We start from the raw sequence: 16,202 nt of genomic DNA, 5'->3' as shown, positions 1-16,202 counted from the left end.
TCAGCCAGGGAGTTGTGGACGCTGCCTGCTTAACGCACCGAGGAAAAAGCCTACCCGGCACGATCTTCCGCCGGAGCGGGGCACGCCGGAACCGGCGGCGGGCGTTCCCGGCCGGACTGTCTACTGTGGACTACCGACGGAGCGGCCCGTTCAGCCGCGCGGCCCCGCGGCGCGGCGAAGCCGGTTCGCGATCGCGAGCCCCAGCCCCTTCTCCTCCGGCAGCGACGCGACAATCAGGTCGCATCCCTTCCGGTCCAGCTCGCGCAGAAAGCCGTAAAGACCGCGCGCGTATTCGGCCAGCGAAGCCGGAACCGCCACCACCGCGTGCGCCCCCGGCGCTGCGACGTCCTGGGAAGGCGGCAGGAAGACACCCACCTGGTGCCCGAGTTTCCGCGCGCGCTCCGCTTCGGCGGCCACCTCGTCGGGCTCGACGAGAATCACCCGGGCCCGCGGCGCGTAGTGCGACGGATGCTGGCCAGGAACCCGGATCGGGCTCACGGACGGCACCTCGAGGGAACTCCCGAGCACCGCTTCGAGGTCTTCCCGCGGCACGCCGCCGGGCCGCAGCACGCTGAGGGTGTCGCTGGTGGCGTCGACGATGGTGGACTCGACACCGACCTGGCAGGGACCGCCGTCCAGAATGAAATCGACAGCCTCGTCCAGCTCCGCGCGGACATGCTCGGCGGTGGTCGGGCTGACCGAGCCGAACCGGTTGGCCGACGGAGCCGCCGCGCCGCCGCCGAACGCCGACAGCAGCGCGAGCGCCACCGGATGGTCCGGGACGCGCACCCCCACCGTTTCCAGCCCGCCGGTCGCCGCCGACGACACGCGCGGGCCGCGCCGCAGCACCAAGGTGAGCGGTCCTGGCCAGAACTGCTCGGCCAGCAGCCGCGCGGGCTCGGGCACCTTCTCGACCCAGCCGTCCAGGTGCCCGGCACCGGCGAGGTGCACGATCAGCGGATGCGTGGGCGGGCGGCCCTTCGCCTGGTAGATGCGAGACACCGCGGCCGGGTCCGAGGCATCGGCGCCCAGGCCGTAGACCGTCTCGGTCGGGAAGGCCACCAAGCCCCCGGCGCGCAGCACCCAGGCCGCCTTCTCGATGTCGCCAGCTGCCGCGGTCACGCTCGCACTCTCCTGCCAGACGGATAGCTTTCCTCGCCCCGTCAGCCTAAGCCGCCCGCGCCGGGCGGTTTCACCCGGCGGCGAACCGCGCCTCCACCGTCGACCCTGCCGGATCCGAATGCACCCGCCGCGAGATGGTTCACCAGCAGCAGGCCCCGGCCACCCTCTCGATGTCACCAGCTGCCGCAGATAGTTCCCTCGCCCCGTCAGCCCAAGCCGCCCCCGCCAGGCGACTTCACCCGGCAGCGAACCGCGCCTCCACCGTCGACCCCGCCGGATCCGAATGCATCCGCACCAGATCCGCCAGATGGTTCACCAGCAACAGACCCCGGCCGCGGACCTGGTCCGGGGCAGCCGGGACGCGACCGGCCATCGGATCCGCCAGCCATCCCTCGTCCCGGACCTGGCAGACCAGCTCGCCGTCGGCGAACCCCAGCCGCACCACCGCGGCCCCGCTGCCGTGCTCGACGCTGTTGACCGCCAGCTCCGACACCGCCATCACCGCGTCCTCGACCCGGTCCTCGGGCAGGCCGTGCCGCCGCGCTGTCTCGGCGGTCACCGCCCGGAGGTCGACGAGGTCGGGTTCGGCGACGACGAAGGACCGGGCGCCGGGCGGGGGCGGCAGCTCGCGGTTGTAGTCGGCGACCACCGCGTCGGGCGCGTAGTCGCCGCTCGAGCGCCACTCCCCCGTGCCGTCGATCAGCCAGGGGTGCGTGCGGAGCGCATCGGCCAGCTCGGTCGCGCCCAGCGCTTCGGCGTCGTACGGGCACAGGATGGTGGCCCAGCGGCCCTCGAACGCCAGGTTGATCAACGCCTCGTGCTGCGCGCACGCCGGGTACTCCGCCGGCGACCGGCCCGCCCAGATCGGCTCCCCGACGATCCGCACGTGCCGGTCCGGATGCCCGTCGGCGAACGCGCGCAGCACGCCCGGGATGATCCGGCCCGGATTGCGGCCCGCCTCGGTCATGTCGACCAGCAACACCCGCTCGGCGTCCGCGCCCAGTTCGGCCCGGACCAGGCTCACGTGCTCCGGCGGCGCGGCGACCGCGACCGGCTCGCCCGCCGCCAGCCCCTCGCGGACGAACGCGACCACCCCGGCCGTGAACTCCTCGGCGCTTCGGTAGAAGAGCGCCGGATGCAGGAACGCCTGCTCCGAGTACTTCATGGACGCCCCGAAGGAAACACCGACATCTTCGCGGCCACCACGATCACTACCTCACCTCTGCCGTCCGCCGGACAGCTCGGTTCACCTTGCCCCTCAAGGCTAACCCAGCCGTCCGACAGTTCCGCACGCCCGACCGGACGCCGCGGTGCGACAGGCCCGGAGACCTGCCCTTCTGTCGCCGATCAGGCCAGGTCGAGCACTGTCTTCCCCCGCCCGTGCCCGGAATCGAGCCGCTCGTGGGCCTGGCGCACCTGGTCGAGCGGCAGGACCTGGTCGACGACGGGACGGGCCTGGCCGCGCTCGAACAGCGGCGTCAGCTCCTCCAGCCGGCGACGCTCCCGGGTGAGCAGGATCCCGTGCAGCTGCTGATTCCGCTGGTAGAGGGAGCGCAGCTCGCCCTTCGGCGGCAGCACCGTCGCGATCCGGCCGAACGCCCGGGCCGCGGCGGAGCTCTTCGCGACGTTCTTCCCGCCGACGAGGTCCAGCACCGCGCCGGCACCCTGGCCGCCGGTGTGCTCGAACGCCGCTTCGACCGGGTCGGCCTCGTGGTAGTCGATCGGAACGGCACCCAGGTCACGCAGCAAATCCTGGTTGTCCGGGCCCGCCGTCGCCAGCACCCGGGCGCCCGCCGCGACCGCGAACTGCACGGCGAACGAGCCGACCCCGCCCGCACCGGCGTGCACCAGCACCGTCTCCCCCGGCCGGACCGCCAACCGGCGGACGATCGCCTCCCATGCCGTCCCGCCGGCGAGCGGGATCGCCGCTGCCTCGACGTGACTGAGCCCCCGGGGTTTGGGCGCCGCGATGGCCGCCGAGACGACGTTCAGTTCGGTGTAACTGCCCAGGCGGGACGCCATTTCCGGGGTGTAGAACACCTCGTCGCCCTCGGCGAAGTCAGTCACGCCGGGGCCGACTGCCGCCACGACGCCCGAGACGTCGCCGCCCAGCACCGCGGGCAGTTCCAGATCCGGGATCGCCACCCCCTGCCGGATCTTCGCCTCGACCGGGTTCGTGCCGGACGCGACCACGCGCACCAGGATCTCGCCCGGCCCCGGCTCGGGACACTCGACCTCGCGCAGCGTCAAAACGTCCGGGCCGCCGAACTCGTCCATCACCACAGCTCGCACAGACATTCCGCCCTGATACCCGGCACCGGCGCGGCGAAACGTCCTGTTCCGCGCTAAAGCCGAGCGGTCCACTGTGGACCGCTGCGCGGCCGCCGGTTACCCGCCGCCCGGCCGGGTATCCCCGCCCGCATGGACACGTTGCTCGGGATCTACCTCAACGACCAGCTGGCCATGGGACTGGCCTGGCGCGAGCTGGCGCGCCGGGCCGCCCGCACCAACCAGGGCACCGAATTCGAGACGCCGCTGCGCGAGGTGGCGTCGGCGATCGCGGAGGACGTCGAGACTTTCCGCGGCATCCTGCGGGCAGTTCCGGTGCGGGCGAACCCGGTCAAAGCCGGGCTCGCGATCGTGGCCGAGCGGCTGGGACGGTTCAAGCTGAACGGCAGGATCACGTCGCACTCGCCGCTGAGCCGGTTCTGGGAACTCGAGGCGCTGGCCATGGGGGTCGAGGGCAAGAAGATCCTGTGGACCACGCTGCGCGACTCGGCGAACCTGGGAAAGCGGCTGGCCGACGTGGATTTCGACGCCCTCCTGCTGCGCGCGGACCGGCAGCGCTCGCTGCTGGAACCAGCACGCGTCCGGGCGGGCGAGGACGCGTTCGCCCGGCACTCCTGACCAGGCGGCGAAACCGAGGATCCCCCGGGCGCCCGGCACCTGGTTGTCGGAATTCCGCGGCGCAGCTACCGTGGCAGCATCGGTTCAGCAAGGAGCCGGCCGCCCAGCACAAGCGAGGCAGTCCAGCGCCGGTCCGCCTCCGCCGGTCCGCAGGAGGCCCCCGATGACTCACCCCGTTCGCCCGGCGAGGCTGCCCACCGGCGCAGCGCCCCTCACGGACATCACCGTCAGCACCGCCGACGACCACACGGTCGTCGCGGTCTCCGGAGACCTCGATTCTTCAAGCGCTGACACGTTTTTCGAGCACACCGTCACGGCGATCGCCCAGTCGCCCGGCGGAGTGATCGCCGATCTGGGCGCCGTCACGTTCTGCAGCTGCCGCGGGCTGTCCGTCCTGCTGGCGGCCGACCACACGGCTCGCCTCGCGGAGGTGTCGTTCACAGTGCTGGCGCGCCACCGCGCCGTGCTGCGTCCCCTCCGGCTGCTCGGACTCGACCGGACCCTCGACGTCCGCGCCGACGCCCGTCTCGTTCCGTTGCCCCGCAAGGAACTCTCGTAACCGCGGGCGGTTTGCGCCTCCGATCAGCCGGGTAGCCGGGGAGTTCGGCAAGACTTCGCTGAACTCCGAGGAAAGGTGCCCATGGCTGCTGCAGCGCATTACGTCGAGGTCAACGCTCCCGCGCAGGCGTGCTACGACTGGTGGCGTCCGCTGACCCGGCTGCCGGAGCTCTTCTCCGACGTCCAGTCGGTCGAAGCCCTGGACGGCAACGGGACGCGCACCCGGTGGAAGGTCGACGGACCCGCAGGGTCCACAGTGGAATGGCAGGCCCGGATCGTGGAGGACGCACCGCCGCGCAAGATCGCCTGGACCACGGTCGACGACGCCGATCCGGACGTGCGCAACTCCGGCGTCGTCCGGTTCGACGACAAGGGCCACGGCCGCACCGGCGTGGAGATCTCCCTCGAATACGAGCCCCCGGCAGGCAAACTCGGCGAGGCGGTCGCTTCGCTGCTGGCCGATCCGCAGAAGAAGGTCGAGCGGGCTGCCGAACAGTTTCGGACGGTCATCGAAGCCCGGTGACCACGGTCTCGCGCCCCTTTACGGTGCATCCACGCCCGGACGCGGTTCTCGCCTACCTGACGGCAGCTCGCGTACGCGCTCAACGGCTTGATCGGTGAACCGACGGCCTGCTCAGCGCTTCTGCGCCGCGCGAACCACTTCGAGCACCTGGTTCGCCTCATCGCCCACGAACAGCGCCAGCGGGGCGATCAGCGCTCCGCTGGCGCGATGCCCGGTGAGTTCGCGCTTCTCCCGGTCGCCGAACTCGACCGCCCGGCCGCCCCGGTAGTCGGTGATCGAAGGCTTCACGAGATCCGCCAGGCGCTCAGTGCGCCAGATCGGCCGCCCCCACCACGAGCCTTCGACCAAGACCCGCCGGGTCGTGACGGTGTAGCGGCCGCGGGTGAGCGTCCTCTTCATGCTGTACCGCTCGAGCAGCGTGCAGGTCAGCGCGATCCCCGCGACGCGGAACACGATGTCCCAGCCCCCGGCGGCTCCGAGCACGAACAGTCCGAGCACACACCCGAGCAATCCCAGCCGCAGCCACCGGTTTCTCCGTTCGGGTGGCGACTGGCCGGTCCACAGCACCGTCTCGCCAGGTTCCAGCTCCTCCGGTCTTCGTCCTCCCATGCCGACCGCATACCCGGCCAGCCCGCTCCCGAAGCCGGATCCGCGTTCTGCCGGGAGTCAGGCCGCGATGCTACGGGTGAACGCGACCCGGTCCAAGCCCGGCCCGTCGTAATCCGGGAGTACGTCGGACACCTCGAACCCGAGCCGGGCGTGGTACGCGCGCGACGCGGTGTTCTGCGGGCTGGTGATGCACTTCACCTTGCGCACCCCCGATTCCCGCACCTGCCCGAAGAACCACTCGTACAGCGAACGGCCGATCCCCTGCCCGTGCAGCGCCGGGTCGACGCCGACGAAGTGGATGTAGGCGGTGTCGGGGTCGGTCTGCGAGACGAAGCCGATCAGGAAGGCCGCCAGCGTCCCGTCCGGACGCTCCACCAGGCGGCTCGTCGTGGTGAAGTGCTGGAAGTACAGCCGCGGCACCAGCAGCGCCCGCTCCTGCGCACCGGCTTCGCCCTTCAGGCCGCCCCACCACGGTCCCAGCGCGGCGAGCACGCGCGCGTGGTCGTTTTCGGTCGGCTGGCGGAAAGTCAGGTCGGCACTCATGTCCCGACCCTCTCGTTTCCGCGCCCGCCGGGCAACCTGGTTACCGGCGCGGGTCGACGTGGATCTTCGGCGCCCCCGCCGGCCGCTCCCCGCCGAGCACCGCCGCGACCTCGCCCAACCCGACCGTCGCCGCCACCAGCGGCCGCGGATCCACCTCGCCGGACGCGTACGCGTCGATCGCCTGCGCCAAGCCCGGCGAACCGCTCAGCACGCCAATCGCGGTGACGTCCTTCAACGCCAGCATCCGCGTGTCCAGCAGGCTCGGCCGCCCGGACAGCCCGATGCAGACGATCCGGCCCGCGGGTTCGACCACCTCGGCGGCGAGCGCGGGAGCGGAAGGATCGCCGGTCGCGTCGACCACCGCGTCGAACGGCGGCTCCGGAACGCTCGTCCCGGCGGAAAAACCCAAGCCGCGCGCGAATTCCACCGACCACGGCGTCGCGCCGACAAGATGGACCTCGCTTCCCGCGGCCCGGAGGAACAGCGCGGTGAGCAACCCGATCGTCCCCGGGCCGAGGACCAGCACCCGTTCGCCCGCGGCCGCCCGCGCCGCCCGGAAGGCGTTGCCGCCCGGTTCGGCCAGCGCGCCCGCGACGGGATCCACCGCGTCCGGCAGTTCGTGCAGCGAGCGCACCGGCACGGCGAGGCGTTCGGCGAGCGCTCCCGCCCGGCCGCCGCGGATGCCGACCTCCTGCCGGTCCGCGCAGACGTGCTGATGCCCGCCCCGGCACCGCCGGCAGTCCCCGCACCCGAGCATCGTGTCGCCGGTGACGCGGCGGCCCACCCACGCCGGATGCACGCCCCGGCCGACCGCCGACACCGTGCCGCACCATTCGTGGCCGAGCCGCATCGGGTACCGGGCGTGCCCGTCGGCGAGGTACTGCATTTCGCCGGTGAAGAACTCGACGTCGGTGCCGCACACCCCGGCCCGCTCCACGTCGACCACGACCTCGCCGACCCCGGCCTCCGGCTCCGGCACCTCGGCAGGCCCGGCCTCCCCCGGTCCGGTCACCACGAACGCCCGCATGGCCCCGATCGTAGCGGCGCTCAGCCGGTCACGCGCTCGCGCAGGAACGCCGCCGTCGCCGGGTCGGCCGGATAGAACGACTCGATCACCAGCTCGGCGACCGTCACGTCCAGCGGCGTCCCGAAGGTCGCGACCGTGCTGAAGAACGTCAGCTCCAGATCCCCGTGCCGGTAGCGCAACGGCACGAAAATGTCGCCCGGGCCGGGGATCTCCACCTCGGGGACCTCGTCGTCGCACGGATACCCGCGCAGTTCCTCCAGCAGCTCGGCGAGCCCGGCGTCCGCGGTCTGCTCGACCTGACGGCGCAGCCGTCCCAGCAGATGCGCGCGCCATTCCCCCAGGTTCAGCACCCGCGGCGCCATCCCGTCCGGGTGCAGCGTCGCGCGCAGCACGTTCACCGGACCGGTCAGCAGCGACGGCGCGATGCCCTCGGTGAGCACGCCGAGGCTGAGGTTGGCGTCGACGAGATTCCAGCCGCGGTCGACCACCGCCGCCGGATACGGGTCGTGCCCGGCGAGCAGCCGCCGGACGGCTTCGCGGATCACGGTCATTTCCGGCGCTCCGATGTCGGACTCGCCGTAGGCGGGCGCGTAGCCCGCGGCGAGCAGCAGGCGGTTGCGTTCGCGCAGCGGGATGTCGAGATGCTCGCCCAGCCGCAGCACCATGTCCCGGCTCGGCTTGGACCGGCCGGTCTCCACGAAGCTCAGGTGGCGCGTCGAGATGTCCGCCGAGATCGCGAGATCGAGCTGACTGATGCGGCGGCGGTCGCGCCATTCCCGGAGCAGTTCGCCGATCGGGGCCTTCACCGTGGTCGTCACGCGTCCGAAGCTACGGGGTCGCGCGCCGGGAGACCATTACCCCTGAGGTAACGGCGCGTGCACCACCAACGCCTCCGCCAGCGGCTTGCGGTCCAGATCCGGCACCTCACAGTCCGGCGCGGGATAACCCACCGGGAACAAGATGTACGGCCGCTCAGTCACCGGCCGCTCGAAAACCTCGTTGAGGAAACCCATCGGATTCGGCGTATGCGTCAACGTCGCCAACCCCATCGTGTGCAGCGCCGTGATGAACATGCCGCACGCGATCCCGACGCTCTCGTTGACGTAGTAGTTCTTCCGCAGCGAACCGTCCGGCAGCGGGGTGCTCTTCTGCGCGAACGCGACCACCAGCCACGGCGCGACCTCGAGGAATTCCTTGTGCTCGTCGGTTTCGAGCCGGGCGAGCGCCGCGTGCCAGTCCGGCGCGTTGCGTTCGCGGTAGAACTTCCGCTCCTCGACCTCGGCCGCCTCGCGGACCGCGCGCTTGACGTCCGGGGCGGCCGTCGCGACGAACGTCCACGGCTGGTGGTGCGCCCCGCTCGGCGCGGTGTTCGCGATCCGCACCGCGGTCTCGATCGCTTCGAGCGGCACCGGGTCCGGGGAGAACCAGCGGACCGACCGGCGGCGGTCGAGCAGCCGGTACAGCTCCTGCCCTCGCGCGAGGCTCTCCTCCGGGGACAGCCGCGGCGGCGCGTACGGGACGAACGGGTGCTGGTGCCGGGTCATGCCCCGACCCTGCCGCGTCGACGGTCATCGGTCCAGTTCACATTTCTGGTGAAGGACATAAGCTGAACTGATGTCACCCTCGTTGCGCCAGCTCGAGTACCTGGTCGCGGTCGCCGACACCGGCGGCCTCACCGCGGCCGCGGACAGCTGCCACGTGTCGCAGTCGGCGGTGTCGCTGGCGATCGCTTCGCTGGAACGGACTTTGGGCGTCCAGCTCATCCTCCGCGGCCCCGGCCGCACGACCGCGCTGACCGACGCCGGGCGCCAGGTCGTCGGCGAGGCCCGCGCGGTGCTCACCTCGGTGGCGGAACTCGGCACCACTGCCCGCGACTACGGCCAAGACCTCGCCGGACGCCTGAATTTCGGCTGCTACACCCCGCTCGCGCCGTTGCACGTGCCCGCCGCGCTGGCGACTTTCCGCACCCAGCACCCGGAAGTCGACGTCTCCTTCGTCGAAGGCACCCTGCCGGACCTGCAGCACCTCCTGCTGGAAGGCCGCTGCGACCTCGCCGTGCTGTACCGGCAGGATCTCGTGCCGGGCATCGCAGTGGACCAGCTCTACGACCAGCCGCCGAGCGTGCTCCTCCCGTCGGCGCATCCCTTGGCGCGCCGGAAGACGGTTTCGTTGCGCGCCTTGGCCGACGAGCCGTTCATCCTGCTGGACGTACCGCCGTCGGAACGCTATTTCCGGGACGTCTTCGCCGCGGTCGGCCTGCCGATGCCGGTCGCACACCGCACGACGAGCTTCGAACTCGCTCGCGCGTTAGTGGCGCGAGGACTCGGCTACACCCTCTCGGTGCAGCGGCCGCCGCTGGAACTTTCCGTCGAGGGCACGCCATTCGCGGTACGTCCGCTGCGGGAGCGAGTCCCGACGACACCGGTCGTGCTGGCTCGCGCGGAGGGTGCGCGGCTGACTCGGCGGGCGGAGACGTTTCGCACTTTCTGCCGGGAGTTTTTCGGTGCTAGAGCGTGATTCCGCGTGGTTCGCGGCCGAGAAGCTCGGCCAGTACTGGGCTCGTCTCGGCAAAGTGGCCTTGCCGGGAGGCCTCGAACATCGACAGCTTCATCCGCGCCACTTCCTCCGGCTCGCCCGCGACCCACTCCTCGTCCGCTACCACTACGCGCCGCACCGCACGCCCGCTGACCCGCGACGCGAGCTCGGCCACGTCGTCGAACGTCACCGCCTGCCGCGCGGTCAGCGCAACCGGCCCGTCGAACTCCCTGTCCCCGGCCAGAATCACCGCCGCCGCTTCCGCGACATCAGCCCGATCGGTCCACGAAACCGGGCCGTCCTCCGGGGCCGCGATCACCCCGTCCTCCCGCCAGTTCCCGAGCAGCCAGCCGATGCTGTGCGCGTAAAAACCGTTCCGCAGCGCGGTCCACGCGACCCCGGACCCGGCGAGGATCCGCTCGGTCGCCGCGTGCTCCGGGCCTGGCGGAAAAGGTGTGTCCATCCGGGAATTCTGATGGCTGGTGTACAGAATCCGTTGCGCCCCGGCCGCTACCGCCGCCTCAACGCCCGCCCGATGCAGGCTGACCCCGTCCGCGTGCGGATCGTTCGAGGACACCAGCAGGACTTTTTCCGCCCCCTCGAACGATTTCCGCAATGCCTCGGGATCCTCGTAGGACCCCTGCCGCACCCGTACGCCCCGGTCCGCTAAGTGCCGCGCCTTGGCGACATCCCGGACGCTGACGCCGATCTCCTCCGCCGGGACGCGCTTGAGCAGATGCTCCACAGTCGCCCCGTTGAGCGCGCCGGTCGCCCCCGTGATCACGATCATCTCCGGATTCCCTTCAGCAATGGCAGCAGGATGTCGTCCACGAGATGCCGCAGGAACCGGTCGTCGCACGGTTCGCCGGCGAAGACGATCCGGTGCACGATCACTCCCGGCGCGACCTCGGCGAACAGTTCGGCCGCACCAGGCGCCGATGCGGTGCGCCGCACCCGATCCGCCATCGCCGCCTGGTCCCGGCGGAGGATCCGGCGCATCTCGTCCGCGAGCCGCGGATCGCTGCGCATCCCCGCGAACAGCGCGCCCAGCACCCCGATCTCCTGCTCGGCGATCTCGCGCGCCAGCCACCGCACGACGGCCAGCAAGTTTTCCCGCAGTCCGCCGGAGACGGCCTCGGGCGGAGCCGAGGTTTGCCGCTGCTCCGCCGCCGCCGCGACGACAGCCGCCTTGTCGCGGTAGCGCCGGTAAACCGTCGTCTTGGCAACACCGGCGCGGGCCGCGATCGCCTCGATGGACAACTGGTCGTAGCCGACTTCGGGCAGCAGCGCGAGGGCCGCCTCGTGGATCGCGGCATCCCTTCGGGCATCACGCGGCCTGCCCACCGAGAACTCCTCCGACACGATGCCTCTTTTCGATACGCTCCCGTTGCGTATCGAAAGTACGCCCGAGCCGGCACCCCGTCAACCGGGCCAAGGCAGGACGGTCAGCTCCGGCCATTGTTCCTGCCAGCGCCGGGCTTTCGCCTCGTAACTGCTCCGCGGCGCGTGTCCGGGATTGGGCCGGACGACGAGATTGAACATGTCCGCGAACCCGTGCGGCGCGTAGACCTGCCACTCCCCTCCTTCGGCCAACCGGATCCCCAGACAGGGCGTCGTGGACGGGAACGAGTCGATGGCCGCCTCGGTGGACGGGTACGGCGCGCACGGGACGCCGAAGCGGTCCTCGTACCAGAGATGCACCCGCGCCTCGTTGCGGATTTCCACCGTGATCGGGAGATCCCCGAACCTCCGGGCGCCCTCCTCGATGACCGCGTTCTCCGCGTCCCAGCTGAGATCCGAGTCGTCGAAGTAGAACAGGTCGTAATCCTTGATGCTCTCGGCGGGCGGGCGTCCGGTCACCACGTTCCACACGGTCTGGCACAGGCAGCCCGCGGTCAGGTACCAGCCGGGAAGAGCCAGTTTCGCCGCCCGTGCCAGCACTTCCGGCACCAGCTCGTTGCGCGTCACGAGCTCGCGGAAGGTCCCGAGCTGCCTGTCGATCGCCATCCGGCCGTAGTCCATGCCCCGGTTTAGCACGGCCAGCCGATTACCTCCCGCGTAATCGACCAGCCGCCGATCGTCGGCCAGGCTTGGCCTTACCGAAAACGGGACAACGCAAGGAGAACCCCGACATGACCACCATCGCACCGACCGCCGCCGACCTCGCCCGCCGTTACATCGACGTCTGGAACGAGACCGACCCGCAGCGGCGCCGCCAGCTCGTCTCGGAGGTCTTCGCGCCGGGCGCGACCTACACCGATCCGCTCGGCGCGGTCGCCGGCCAGGACGAGATCGACGGGTTCATCGGCGGCGCGCAGGCGCAGTTCGCCGGGCTCGTCTTCAGCCTGCCCGCGGAGCCGGACGCGCACCACGATCTCGCGCGGTTCCAGTGGCACCTGTCGGCTCCCGGCGCCGCTGAGCCGATCGCGATCGGGTTCGACGTCGTGGAGATCGCCGACGGCCGGATCGCCAAGGTGCACGGCTTCCTGGACAAGATTCCGGGCTGAGCCGCCGGAAACGCCGGGGATGTGGTCTTGACCACAGGCACGAGGTTCAGACCACCCGGGAGGTCTGAACCTCACCCGGCCAAGCCGCCACGCCGGACGAAAGGCGTGGCCCTCCCCACTCTGTCCGTACCCCGCGGGGCGCCTGAGAGTTTCACCCGCGTGGATAGCCGGGTTTGCACCGTCGGCGGCACCGGCTGGTGGTCTCCTGCCGATGCGCTTTCCAGAGGCGTCTCGTCCGCGCGGTCCAGGGTGCCTGAGAGGTTCCGGGGAGGACTTGCTCCTTCGGCGCCGGACCGGGGATGCCGGTTCGGTCTCTCCCGCGCGGGTTCGTCGATCGCGCGCCCAGTCTAGCGCGGACGAAGATCAGCCCGTGCGGCGGGCGTTGCGGCGCTGGGTCAGCTCGTCCGGCACGACGGCCTCGACCAGTCCGCCGTCGGCGCGCTCGGCCGGGAACTCGTGGATCGTGCCGCTGATCTCCTGCATCGCCCCGCTGACCGCGATGCCGAACACGCCCTGGCCGCCCTGAAGCAGATCCACGATCTCCTCCGGCGACGTGCATTCGTACACCGTGGTGCCGTCGGAGAACAGCGTGACCTTCGCCAGGTCGCGCACTCCGCGCACGCGCAGATGGTCGACCGCGACGCGGATGTTCTGCAGCGAGACCCCGGTGTCCAGCAGGCGCTTCACGACCTTGAGGACCAGGATGTCCTTGAACGAGTACAGCCGCTGCGACCCCGAACCGTGCGCCGTCCGGATGCTGGGCGCGACCAGCTTCGTGCGCGCCCAGTAGTCCAGCTGGCGGTAGGTGATCCCGGCGATCTGGCAGGCCGCGGGACCGCGGTAGCCGACCAGCTCGTCGGGCAGCGAGGCGTCGGGGAACAGCTCGCCCTGCTCGCCGTCGGCGACAGGTCCGGCAGGTATCTCCGGACGACCAGCCTCGACCACCGCAAGCCTCCCCTCGCCCGGCCTCGCGGCGGGGCGTTCGACAGGCCGGTCGAGCCCAGGATCGGGATCGGCCGGGGAAAACTGCCACGAGCGCGCCGGGTCGGCGAATCACATCGTGGCGATTTACCGCCTTTGACGGTAAGGCTGCGCCGCGAGCCGGTCAACGCGACGCGCGGCGGACCTCGAGGCCGTGTCGAGGCTTTGGCCCGTTCGCCGTACGGGATTGACCTTTTTTACTCGGCCGAGTAACTTATTACTCATGCAAGTAAACATCGACACGCAAGCCGAACTCGGCCTGAGCGTCACCGAGGCCACCACCCGGGCCCAGATCATCGGCGCGACCATCGCCACGATCGCCGACCACGGGTACGCGCGCACCACCTTCGCGCGCATCAAGGAACGGGCCGGGCTCAGCAGCACGCGGCTGATCTCGTACCACTTCACCAACAAGGCCGGCCTCATGCAGGCGGTGCTGAGCACGGTGTCCGAGACCAAATCGGAATACCTGCGCGAGCGCAGCGAAGGCGTCGACCCGGCGGACCGGCCGGGGAACCTGCGCGCGTACATCGAGACTTCGGTCGCGTTCCTGCGCGACTACCCGCAATGCGAACGGGTGCTGGTCGAGATGGCCGCGCACGCCGACGACCGCGACGGCTGGGCGATGACCGGCGTCATGGTCGGGCAGCTGCGCACCGGCGCGCTGCAGCGGCAGCTGGAACAGGGCCGCAAGGAGGGGGCGTTCGGCGACATCTCGCCGGAGATCGTGGCGCTGTCGATCGCGCAGGCCGTCGACGGGGTGGCGGCCGCCTACGCCGCCGATCCGTCCGTGGACCTGGACCGGTACGGCCGGGAACTGGCGGACCTGTTCGCCCGCGCGACCGCGCGGTGAGCTCGTGCCCGGCGGGAGACCGCCGGGCAGGGGCGATCAGGTGTCGGCGCCGCGGAAGTCTTCCGGGGACACGGAGTCGAGGAACTCGCGGAACTTCTCGACCTCGTCCTCCTGCTCGTCCGGGATGATCAGGCCGGCTTCCTCGAGCACCGCGTCGACCGCGTGGATCGGGACGCCGATCCGCAGCGCCAGCGCGACCGAATCGCTCGGGCGGGCCGAGACCCGGATGTCGCCGTCGAAGACCAGCTCGGCGAAGAACGTGCCTTCTTTGAGGTCGGTGATGACGACCTGCTCGAGCTCGCGGCCGAGCGCGCCGATGACCTCTTTGAGCAGATCGTGGGTGAGCGGCCGGGCGGGCCGCACGCCTTGCTGTTCCAGGGCGATCGCGGTGGCTTCGACCGAGCCGATCCAGATCGGCAGGTACCGCTCGCCCTCGGTCTCCCGCAGCAACAAGATCGGCTGATTCGCGGGCAGTTCGACCCGCACTCCGACGACGCGCATCTCGCTCATCGGGCTTCGCCTCCCTCTCGTGCACACGGGCCGCAGCGCTGGCGACGGCTGACGACCGTTGTCTCCGACGCTACCCGTCATCCGGGCGCTGTGCTCGCTCGCAGCGGACATTCTCGGTTCGTGGTCTCGCGAACCGTCTCTCACGGTACGGCATCCCGGCGCTGAGGTTCAGTCATTGACAAGTGACCGACAACGCGTCTCGGGCATAAGGGTCAATCGCCGGCGACGCCGCGGATGCCCGCTTTGACGAGCAGCGTGTGCAGCGTGACCGACAGCGCGGCCAGTTCGCGCACGACCTCGTCCGCGCGCGCTTTCGCGTCCGCGTCACGATGCCGGTACGCCGGGGTCACGATCTGCTCCAGCAGGCCGACCTCGCGGTCGGCCGCGGCGCGGAACGCGCGCAGATGCCGCGGTTCGAGCCCGAATTCGGTCATCGCCTTGACGGTGCGGGCGATCAGGACCGATTCCGGGCCGAAAAAACCCGCCGCGCCGGGGCGCAGCAGGCCGTACTGGCACAGCTCGGCGAGCATCGCGTCGTCGATGCCCGCCTGCTCCAGCAGGTCTTCCTGGGTGAGCCGGGTGTCCGGCCCGGTCTCGAAGTCCGCCGCCGCGGGCAGTCCCGCCGGATCGCTCCCGTCGCCGAGCGGCACGAGCCGCCGCGGCAGCTGGGGAGCCGACGGGACCGGCGCGGGCGGTTGCGCGCCCGCGTCGGCCGCGTCGAGCTGCTCCTTGATGACCTTGAGCGGGAGGTAGTGGTCGCGCTGCGCGGACAGCACGTACCGCAGGCGTTCCACGTCCGCCGGCGAGAACTGCCGGTACCCCGAGGGCGTGCGGCCCGGGCGGACCAGGCCTTCCGCCTCGAGGAAGCGGATCTTGGAAATCGTGACATCGGGGAAGTCCCCGCGCAGCTGCGCGAGCACCGCCCCGATGCTCAACCCGTCCCGCCGGGCCTCCTGACGACCGGGCTGCCCGGCCGCCGTCACTGCGCCCCCTGGCCCCCGTGCCCCGGGCCGGTCAGGAAGACCAGGCGGAACTTGCCGATCTGCACCTCGTCGCCGCCGGCGAGGACGGCCTGGTCGACCGGCTCGCGGTTGACGTAGGTGCCGTTCAGGCTGCCGACGTCGATCACGACGAACTCCCCGCCCTCGCGCCGGAATTCCGCGTGGCGGCGGGAAACCGTGACGTCGTCGAGGAAGATGTCGCTGTCGGGGTGCCGTCCCGCGCTGGTGGTGTCGCGGTCGAGCAGGAAGCGGGAGCCCGCGTTGGGCCCGCGCTTCACGACCAGGAGGGCGGAACCCGGCGGAAGGGCGTCGACGCCCTGCACCGGTGCCTCGGCGGCCGGCGCGGACTCCTGCTGGCCTTCCATGTCGGCCAGGAAATCGGCCCGGAAGACAGAGGTCCGCTCCGGAGACTGCTCCGGGGGAACGCCGGGCCCGTCGTTCGTGCTCACCTGAGCTCTCCTCTACGCATGAAGTGTTGTCATCGACCAAGAACGTGCAGCTGTCAACGTACCGTGCCCGACCGGCC

The 16,202-nt window shown here is 71.0% G+C and carries 21 protein-coding genes and 1 riboswitch; of the genes, 6 read left to right on the top strand and 15 right to left on the bottom strand.

The window, feature by feature from the left end:
* Window positions 1-150 precede the first annotated feature (150 nt).
* From EIZ44_RS01535 to EIZ44_RS01525, 3 genes are all read right to left on the bottom strand, one after another.
* Window positions 151-1,122 (bottom strand): L-threonylcarbamoyladenylate synthase, encoded by a 972-nt coding sequence (locus EIZ44_RS01535; protein ID WP_134727483.1) that lies wholly within the window; start codon window positions 1,120-1,122, stop codon window positions 151-153.
* A gap of 235 nt (window positions 1,123-1,357) precedes the next feature.
* Window positions 1,358-2,287 carry a sensor histidine kinase gene (locus EIZ44_RS01530; protein WP_134727482.1) on the bottom strand — a complete coding sequence of 310 codons (930 nt, stop codon included), beginning with the start codon at window positions 2,285-2,287 and terminating at the stop codon, window positions 1,358-1,360.
* Window positions 2,288-2,469: 182 nt separating this feature from the next.
* The gene (locus EIZ44_RS01525) at window positions 2,470-3,420 is read right to left on the bottom strand and encodes a zinc-binding dehydrogenase (RefSeq protein WP_240691196.1); all 951 of its coding nucleotides are present in this window, start codon (window positions 3,418-3,420) and stop codon (window positions 2,470-2,472) included.
* 123 nt (window positions 3,421-3,543) lie between these two features.
* Between EIZ44_RS01525 and EIZ44_RS01520 the strand changes: the two genes are divergently transcribed.
* The 3 genes from EIZ44_RS01520 to EIZ44_RS01510 all read left to right on the top strand — a co-directional run bounded on the left by EIZ44_RS01520 (window position 3,544) and on the right by EIZ44_RS01510 (window position 5,110).
* Complete coding sequence (locus EIZ44_RS01520) at window positions 3,544-4,029, top strand: hypothetical protein (protein WP_134727481.1); 486 nt, start codon at window positions 3,544-3,546, stop codon at window positions 4,027-4,029.
* Between the two features lie 163 nt (window positions 4,030-4,192).
* Entirely contained in the window at window positions 4,193-4,588 is a 396-nt protein-coding gene (locus EIZ44_RS01515) for an STAS domain-containing protein (RefSeq protein ID WP_134727480.1), read from the top strand.
* An 81-nt stretch (window positions 4,589-4,669) separates the two neighbouring features.
* Window positions 4,670-5,110 carry an SRPBCC family protein gene (locus EIZ44_RS01510; protein ID WP_134727479.1) on the top strand — a complete coding sequence of 147 codons (441 nt, stop codon included), beginning with the start codon at window positions 4,670-4,672 and terminating at the stop codon, window positions 5,108-5,110.
* A gap of 111 nt (window positions 5,111-5,221) precedes the next feature.
* Here EIZ44_RS01510 and EIZ44_RS01505 read toward each other — a convergent pair whose 3' ends face one another.
* The 5 genes from EIZ44_RS01505 to EIZ44_RS01485 are packed head-to-tail and all read right to left on the bottom strand — an operon-like array spanning window position 5,222 to window position 8,833.
* Window positions 5,222-5,719, bottom strand: a complete 498-nt coding sequence (locus EIZ44_RS01505; protein ID WP_134727478.1) for a hypothetical protein — start codon at window positions 5,717-5,719, stop codon at window positions 5,222-5,224.
* Between the two features lie 57 nt (window positions 5,720-5,776).
* On the bottom strand, window positions 5,777-6,262 hold the full coding sequence (locus EIZ44_RS01500) for a GNAT family N-acetyltransferase (protein ID WP_037805737.1): 486 nt from the start codon (window positions 6,260-6,262) through the stop codon (window positions 5,777-5,779).
* Window positions 6,263-6,302: 40 nt separating this feature from the next.
* Complete coding sequence (locus tag EIZ44_RS01495) at window positions 6,303-7,289, bottom strand: zinc-dependent alcohol dehydrogenase (RefSeq protein WP_134727477.1); 987 nt, start codon at window positions 7,287-7,289, stop codon at window positions 6,303-6,305.
* A gap of 20 nt (window positions 7,290-7,309) precedes the next feature.
* On the bottom strand, window positions 7,310-8,107 hold the full coding sequence (locus tag EIZ44_RS01490; RefSeq protein WP_043834352.1) for a helix-turn-helix domain-containing protein: 798 nt from the start codon (window positions 8,105-8,107) through the stop codon (window positions 7,310-7,312).
* 36 nt (window positions 8,108-8,143) lie between these two features.
* Complete coding sequence (locus tag EIZ44_RS01485; RefSeq protein WP_134727476.1) at window positions 8,144-8,833, bottom strand: nitroreductase family protein; 690 nt, start codon at window positions 8,831-8,833, stop codon at window positions 8,144-8,146.
* Between the two features lie 70 nt (window positions 8,834-8,903).
* Here EIZ44_RS01485 and EIZ44_RS01480 point away from each other — a divergent pair, with 70 nt between their 5' ends.
* The gene (locus tag EIZ44_RS01480) at window positions 8,904-9,806 is read left to right on the top strand and encodes a LysR family transcriptional regulator (protein WP_134727475.1); all 903 of its coding nucleotides are present in this window, start codon (window positions 8,904-8,906) and stop codon (window positions 9,804-9,806) included.
* Here the strand turns inward: EIZ44_RS01480 and EIZ44_RS01475 are convergent.
* The 3 genes from EIZ44_RS01475 to EIZ44_RS01465 are packed head-to-tail and all read right to left on the bottom strand — an operon-like array spanning window position 9,796 to window position 11,831.
* Window positions 9,796-10,614 carry an NmrA family NAD(P)-binding protein gene (locus EIZ44_RS01475; RefSeq protein WP_134727474.1) on the bottom strand — a complete coding sequence of 273 codons (819 nt, stop codon included), beginning with the start codon at window positions 10,612-10,614 and terminating at the stop codon, window positions 9,796-9,798. The two genes, EIZ44_RS01480 and EIZ44_RS01475, sit on opposite strands and share 11 nt — an antisense overlap.
* Window positions 10,611-11,186: a TetR/AcrR family transcriptional regulator gene (locus EIZ44_RS01470; RefSeq protein WP_240691195.1), complete on the bottom strand. Its 576-nt coding sequence runs from the start codon at window positions 11,184-11,186 to the stop codon at window positions 10,611-10,613. The genes EIZ44_RS01475 and EIZ44_RS01470 overlap by 4 nt, the downstream gene beginning before the upstream one ends.
* 60 nt (window positions 11,187-11,246) lie before the next feature.
* Window positions 11,247-11,831, bottom strand: coding sequence for a nucleotidyltransferase family protein (locus EIZ44_RS01465; protein WP_240691194.1), 585 nt, complete (start codon window positions 11,829-11,831; stop codon window positions 11,247-11,249).
* A gap of 125 nt (window positions 11,832-11,956) precedes the next feature.
* Here EIZ44_RS01465 and EIZ44_RS01460 point away from each other — a divergent pair, with 125 nt between their 5' ends.
* Window positions 11,957-12,331: a nuclear transport factor 2 family protein gene (locus EIZ44_RS01460; RefSeq protein WP_134727472.1), complete on the top strand. Its 375-nt coding sequence runs from the start codon at window positions 11,957-11,959 to the stop codon at window positions 12,329-12,331.
* A 230-nt stretch (window positions 12,332-12,561) separates the two neighbouring features.
* A riboswitch (glycine riboswitch) is annotated at window positions 12,562-12,661 on the bottom strand.
* A gap of 33 nt (window positions 12,662-12,694) precedes the next feature.
* Here EIZ44_RS01460 and EIZ44_RS01455 read toward each other — a convergent pair.
* Entirely contained in the window at window positions 12,695-13,276 is a 582-nt protein-coding gene (locus EIZ44_RS01455; protein WP_009078853.1) for a MerR family transcriptional regulator, read from the bottom strand.
* 259 nt (window positions 13,277-13,535) lie between these two features.
* Between EIZ44_RS01455 and EIZ44_RS01450 the strand changes: the two genes are divergently transcribed.
* Window positions 13,536-14,165 carry a TetR/AcrR family transcriptional regulator gene (locus EIZ44_RS01450; protein WP_037805720.1) on the top strand — a complete coding sequence of 210 codons (630 nt, stop codon included), beginning with the start codon at window positions 13,536-13,538 and terminating at the stop codon, window positions 14,163-14,165.
* 36 nt (window positions 14,166-14,201) lie between these two features.
* On the opposite strand, the gene EIZ44_RS01445 is transcribed toward EIZ44_RS01450, so the two are convergent.
* The 3 genes from EIZ44_RS01445 to garA all read right to left on the bottom strand — a co-directional run bounded on the left by EIZ44_RS01445 (window position 14,202) and on the right by garA (window position 16,125).
* Entirely contained in the window at window positions 14,202-14,675 is a 474-nt protein-coding gene (locus EIZ44_RS01445) for a bifunctional nuclease family protein (RefSeq protein WP_009078856.1), read from the bottom strand.
* A 212-nt stretch (window positions 14,676-14,887) separates the two neighbouring features.
* Entirely contained in the window at window positions 14,888-15,658 is a 771-nt protein-coding gene (gene ftsR / locus EIZ44_RS01440; RefSeq protein ID WP_063697699.1) for a transcriptional regulator FtsR, read from the bottom strand.
* Entirely contained in the window at window positions 15,655-16,125 is a 471-nt protein-coding gene (gene garA, locus EIZ44_RS01435; protein WP_009078859.1) for a glycogen accumulation regulator GarA, read from the bottom strand. The genes ftsR and garA overlap by 4 nt, the downstream gene beginning before the upstream one ends.
* Between the last annotated feature and the right edge of the window lie 77 nt (window positions 16,126-16,202).

Source organism: Amycolatopsis nivea (genome assembly GCF_004522235.1).
Classification (GTDB): domain Bacteria; phylum Actinomycetota; class Actinomycetes; order Mycobacteriales; family Pseudonocardiaceae; genus Amycolatopsis; species Amycolatopsis nivea.
The sequence above is the reverse complement of the archived record's forward strand: the minus strand, read 5'-3'. Positions and strand labels throughout refer to the sequence as shown.

Bases quoted from the DNA above. Each gene is read 5' to 3' on its own strand.
- EIZ44_RS01530 (WP_134727482.1), bottom strand. From the start codon at position 2,287: ATGAAGTACTCGGAGCAGGCGTTCCTGCATCCGGCGCTCTTCTACCGA.
- EIZ44_RS01525 (WP_240691196.1), bottom strand. From the start codon at position 3,420: ATGTCTGTGCGAGCTGTGGTGATGGACGAGTTCGGCGGCCCGGACGTT.
- EIZ44_RS01520 (WP_134727481.1), top strand. From the start codon at position 3,544: ATGGACACGTTGCTCGGGATCTACCTCAACGACCAGCTGGCCATGGGA.
- EIZ44_RS01515 (WP_134727480.1), top strand. From the start codon at position 4,193: ATGACTCACCCCGTTCGCCCGGCGAGGCTGCCCACCGGCGCAGCGCCC.
- EIZ44_RS01510 (WP_134727479.1), top strand. From the start codon at position 4,670: ATGGCTGCTGCAGCGCATTACGTCGAGGTCAACGCTCCCGCGCAGGCG.
- EIZ44_RS01505 (WP_134727478.1), bottom strand. From the start codon at position 5,719: ATGGGAGGACGAAGACCGGAGGAGCTGGAACCTGGCGAGACGGTGCTG.
- EIZ44_RS01500 (WP_037805737.1), bottom strand. From the start codon at position 6,262: ATGAGTGCCGACCTGACTTTCCGCCAGCCGACCGAAAACGACCACGCG.
- EIZ44_RS01495 (WP_134727477.1), bottom strand. From the start codon at position 7,289: ATGCGGGCGTTCGTGGTGACCGGACCGGGGGAGGCCGGGCCTGCCGAG.
- EIZ44_RS01485 (WP_134727476.1), bottom strand. From the start codon at position 8,833: ATGACCCGGCACCAGCACCCGTTCGTCCCGTACGCGCCGCCGCGGCTG.
- EIZ44_RS01480 (WP_134727475.1), top strand. From the start codon at position 8,904: ATGTCACCCTCGTTGCGCCAGCTCGAGTACCTGGTCGCGGTCGCCGAC.
- EIZ44_RS01475 (WP_134727474.1), bottom strand. From the start codon at position 10,614: ATGATCGTGATCACGGGGGCGACCGGCGCGCTCAACGGGGCGACTGTG.
- EIZ44_RS01465 (WP_240691194.1), bottom strand. From the start codon at position 11,831: ATGGCGATCGACAGGCAGCTCGGGACCTTCCGCGAGCTCGTGACGCGC.
- EIZ44_RS01460 (WP_134727472.1), top strand. From the start codon at position 11,957: ATGACCACCATCGCACCGACCGCCGCCGACCTCGCCCGCCGTTACATC.
- EIZ44_RS01450 (WP_037805720.1), top strand. From the start codon at position 13,536: ATGCAAGTAAACATCGACACGCAAGCCGAACTCGGCCTGAGCGTCACC.
- EIZ44_RS01445 (WP_009078856.1), bottom strand. From the start codon at position 14,675: ATGAGCGAGATGCGCGTCGTCGGAGTGCGGGTCGAACTGCCCGCGAAT.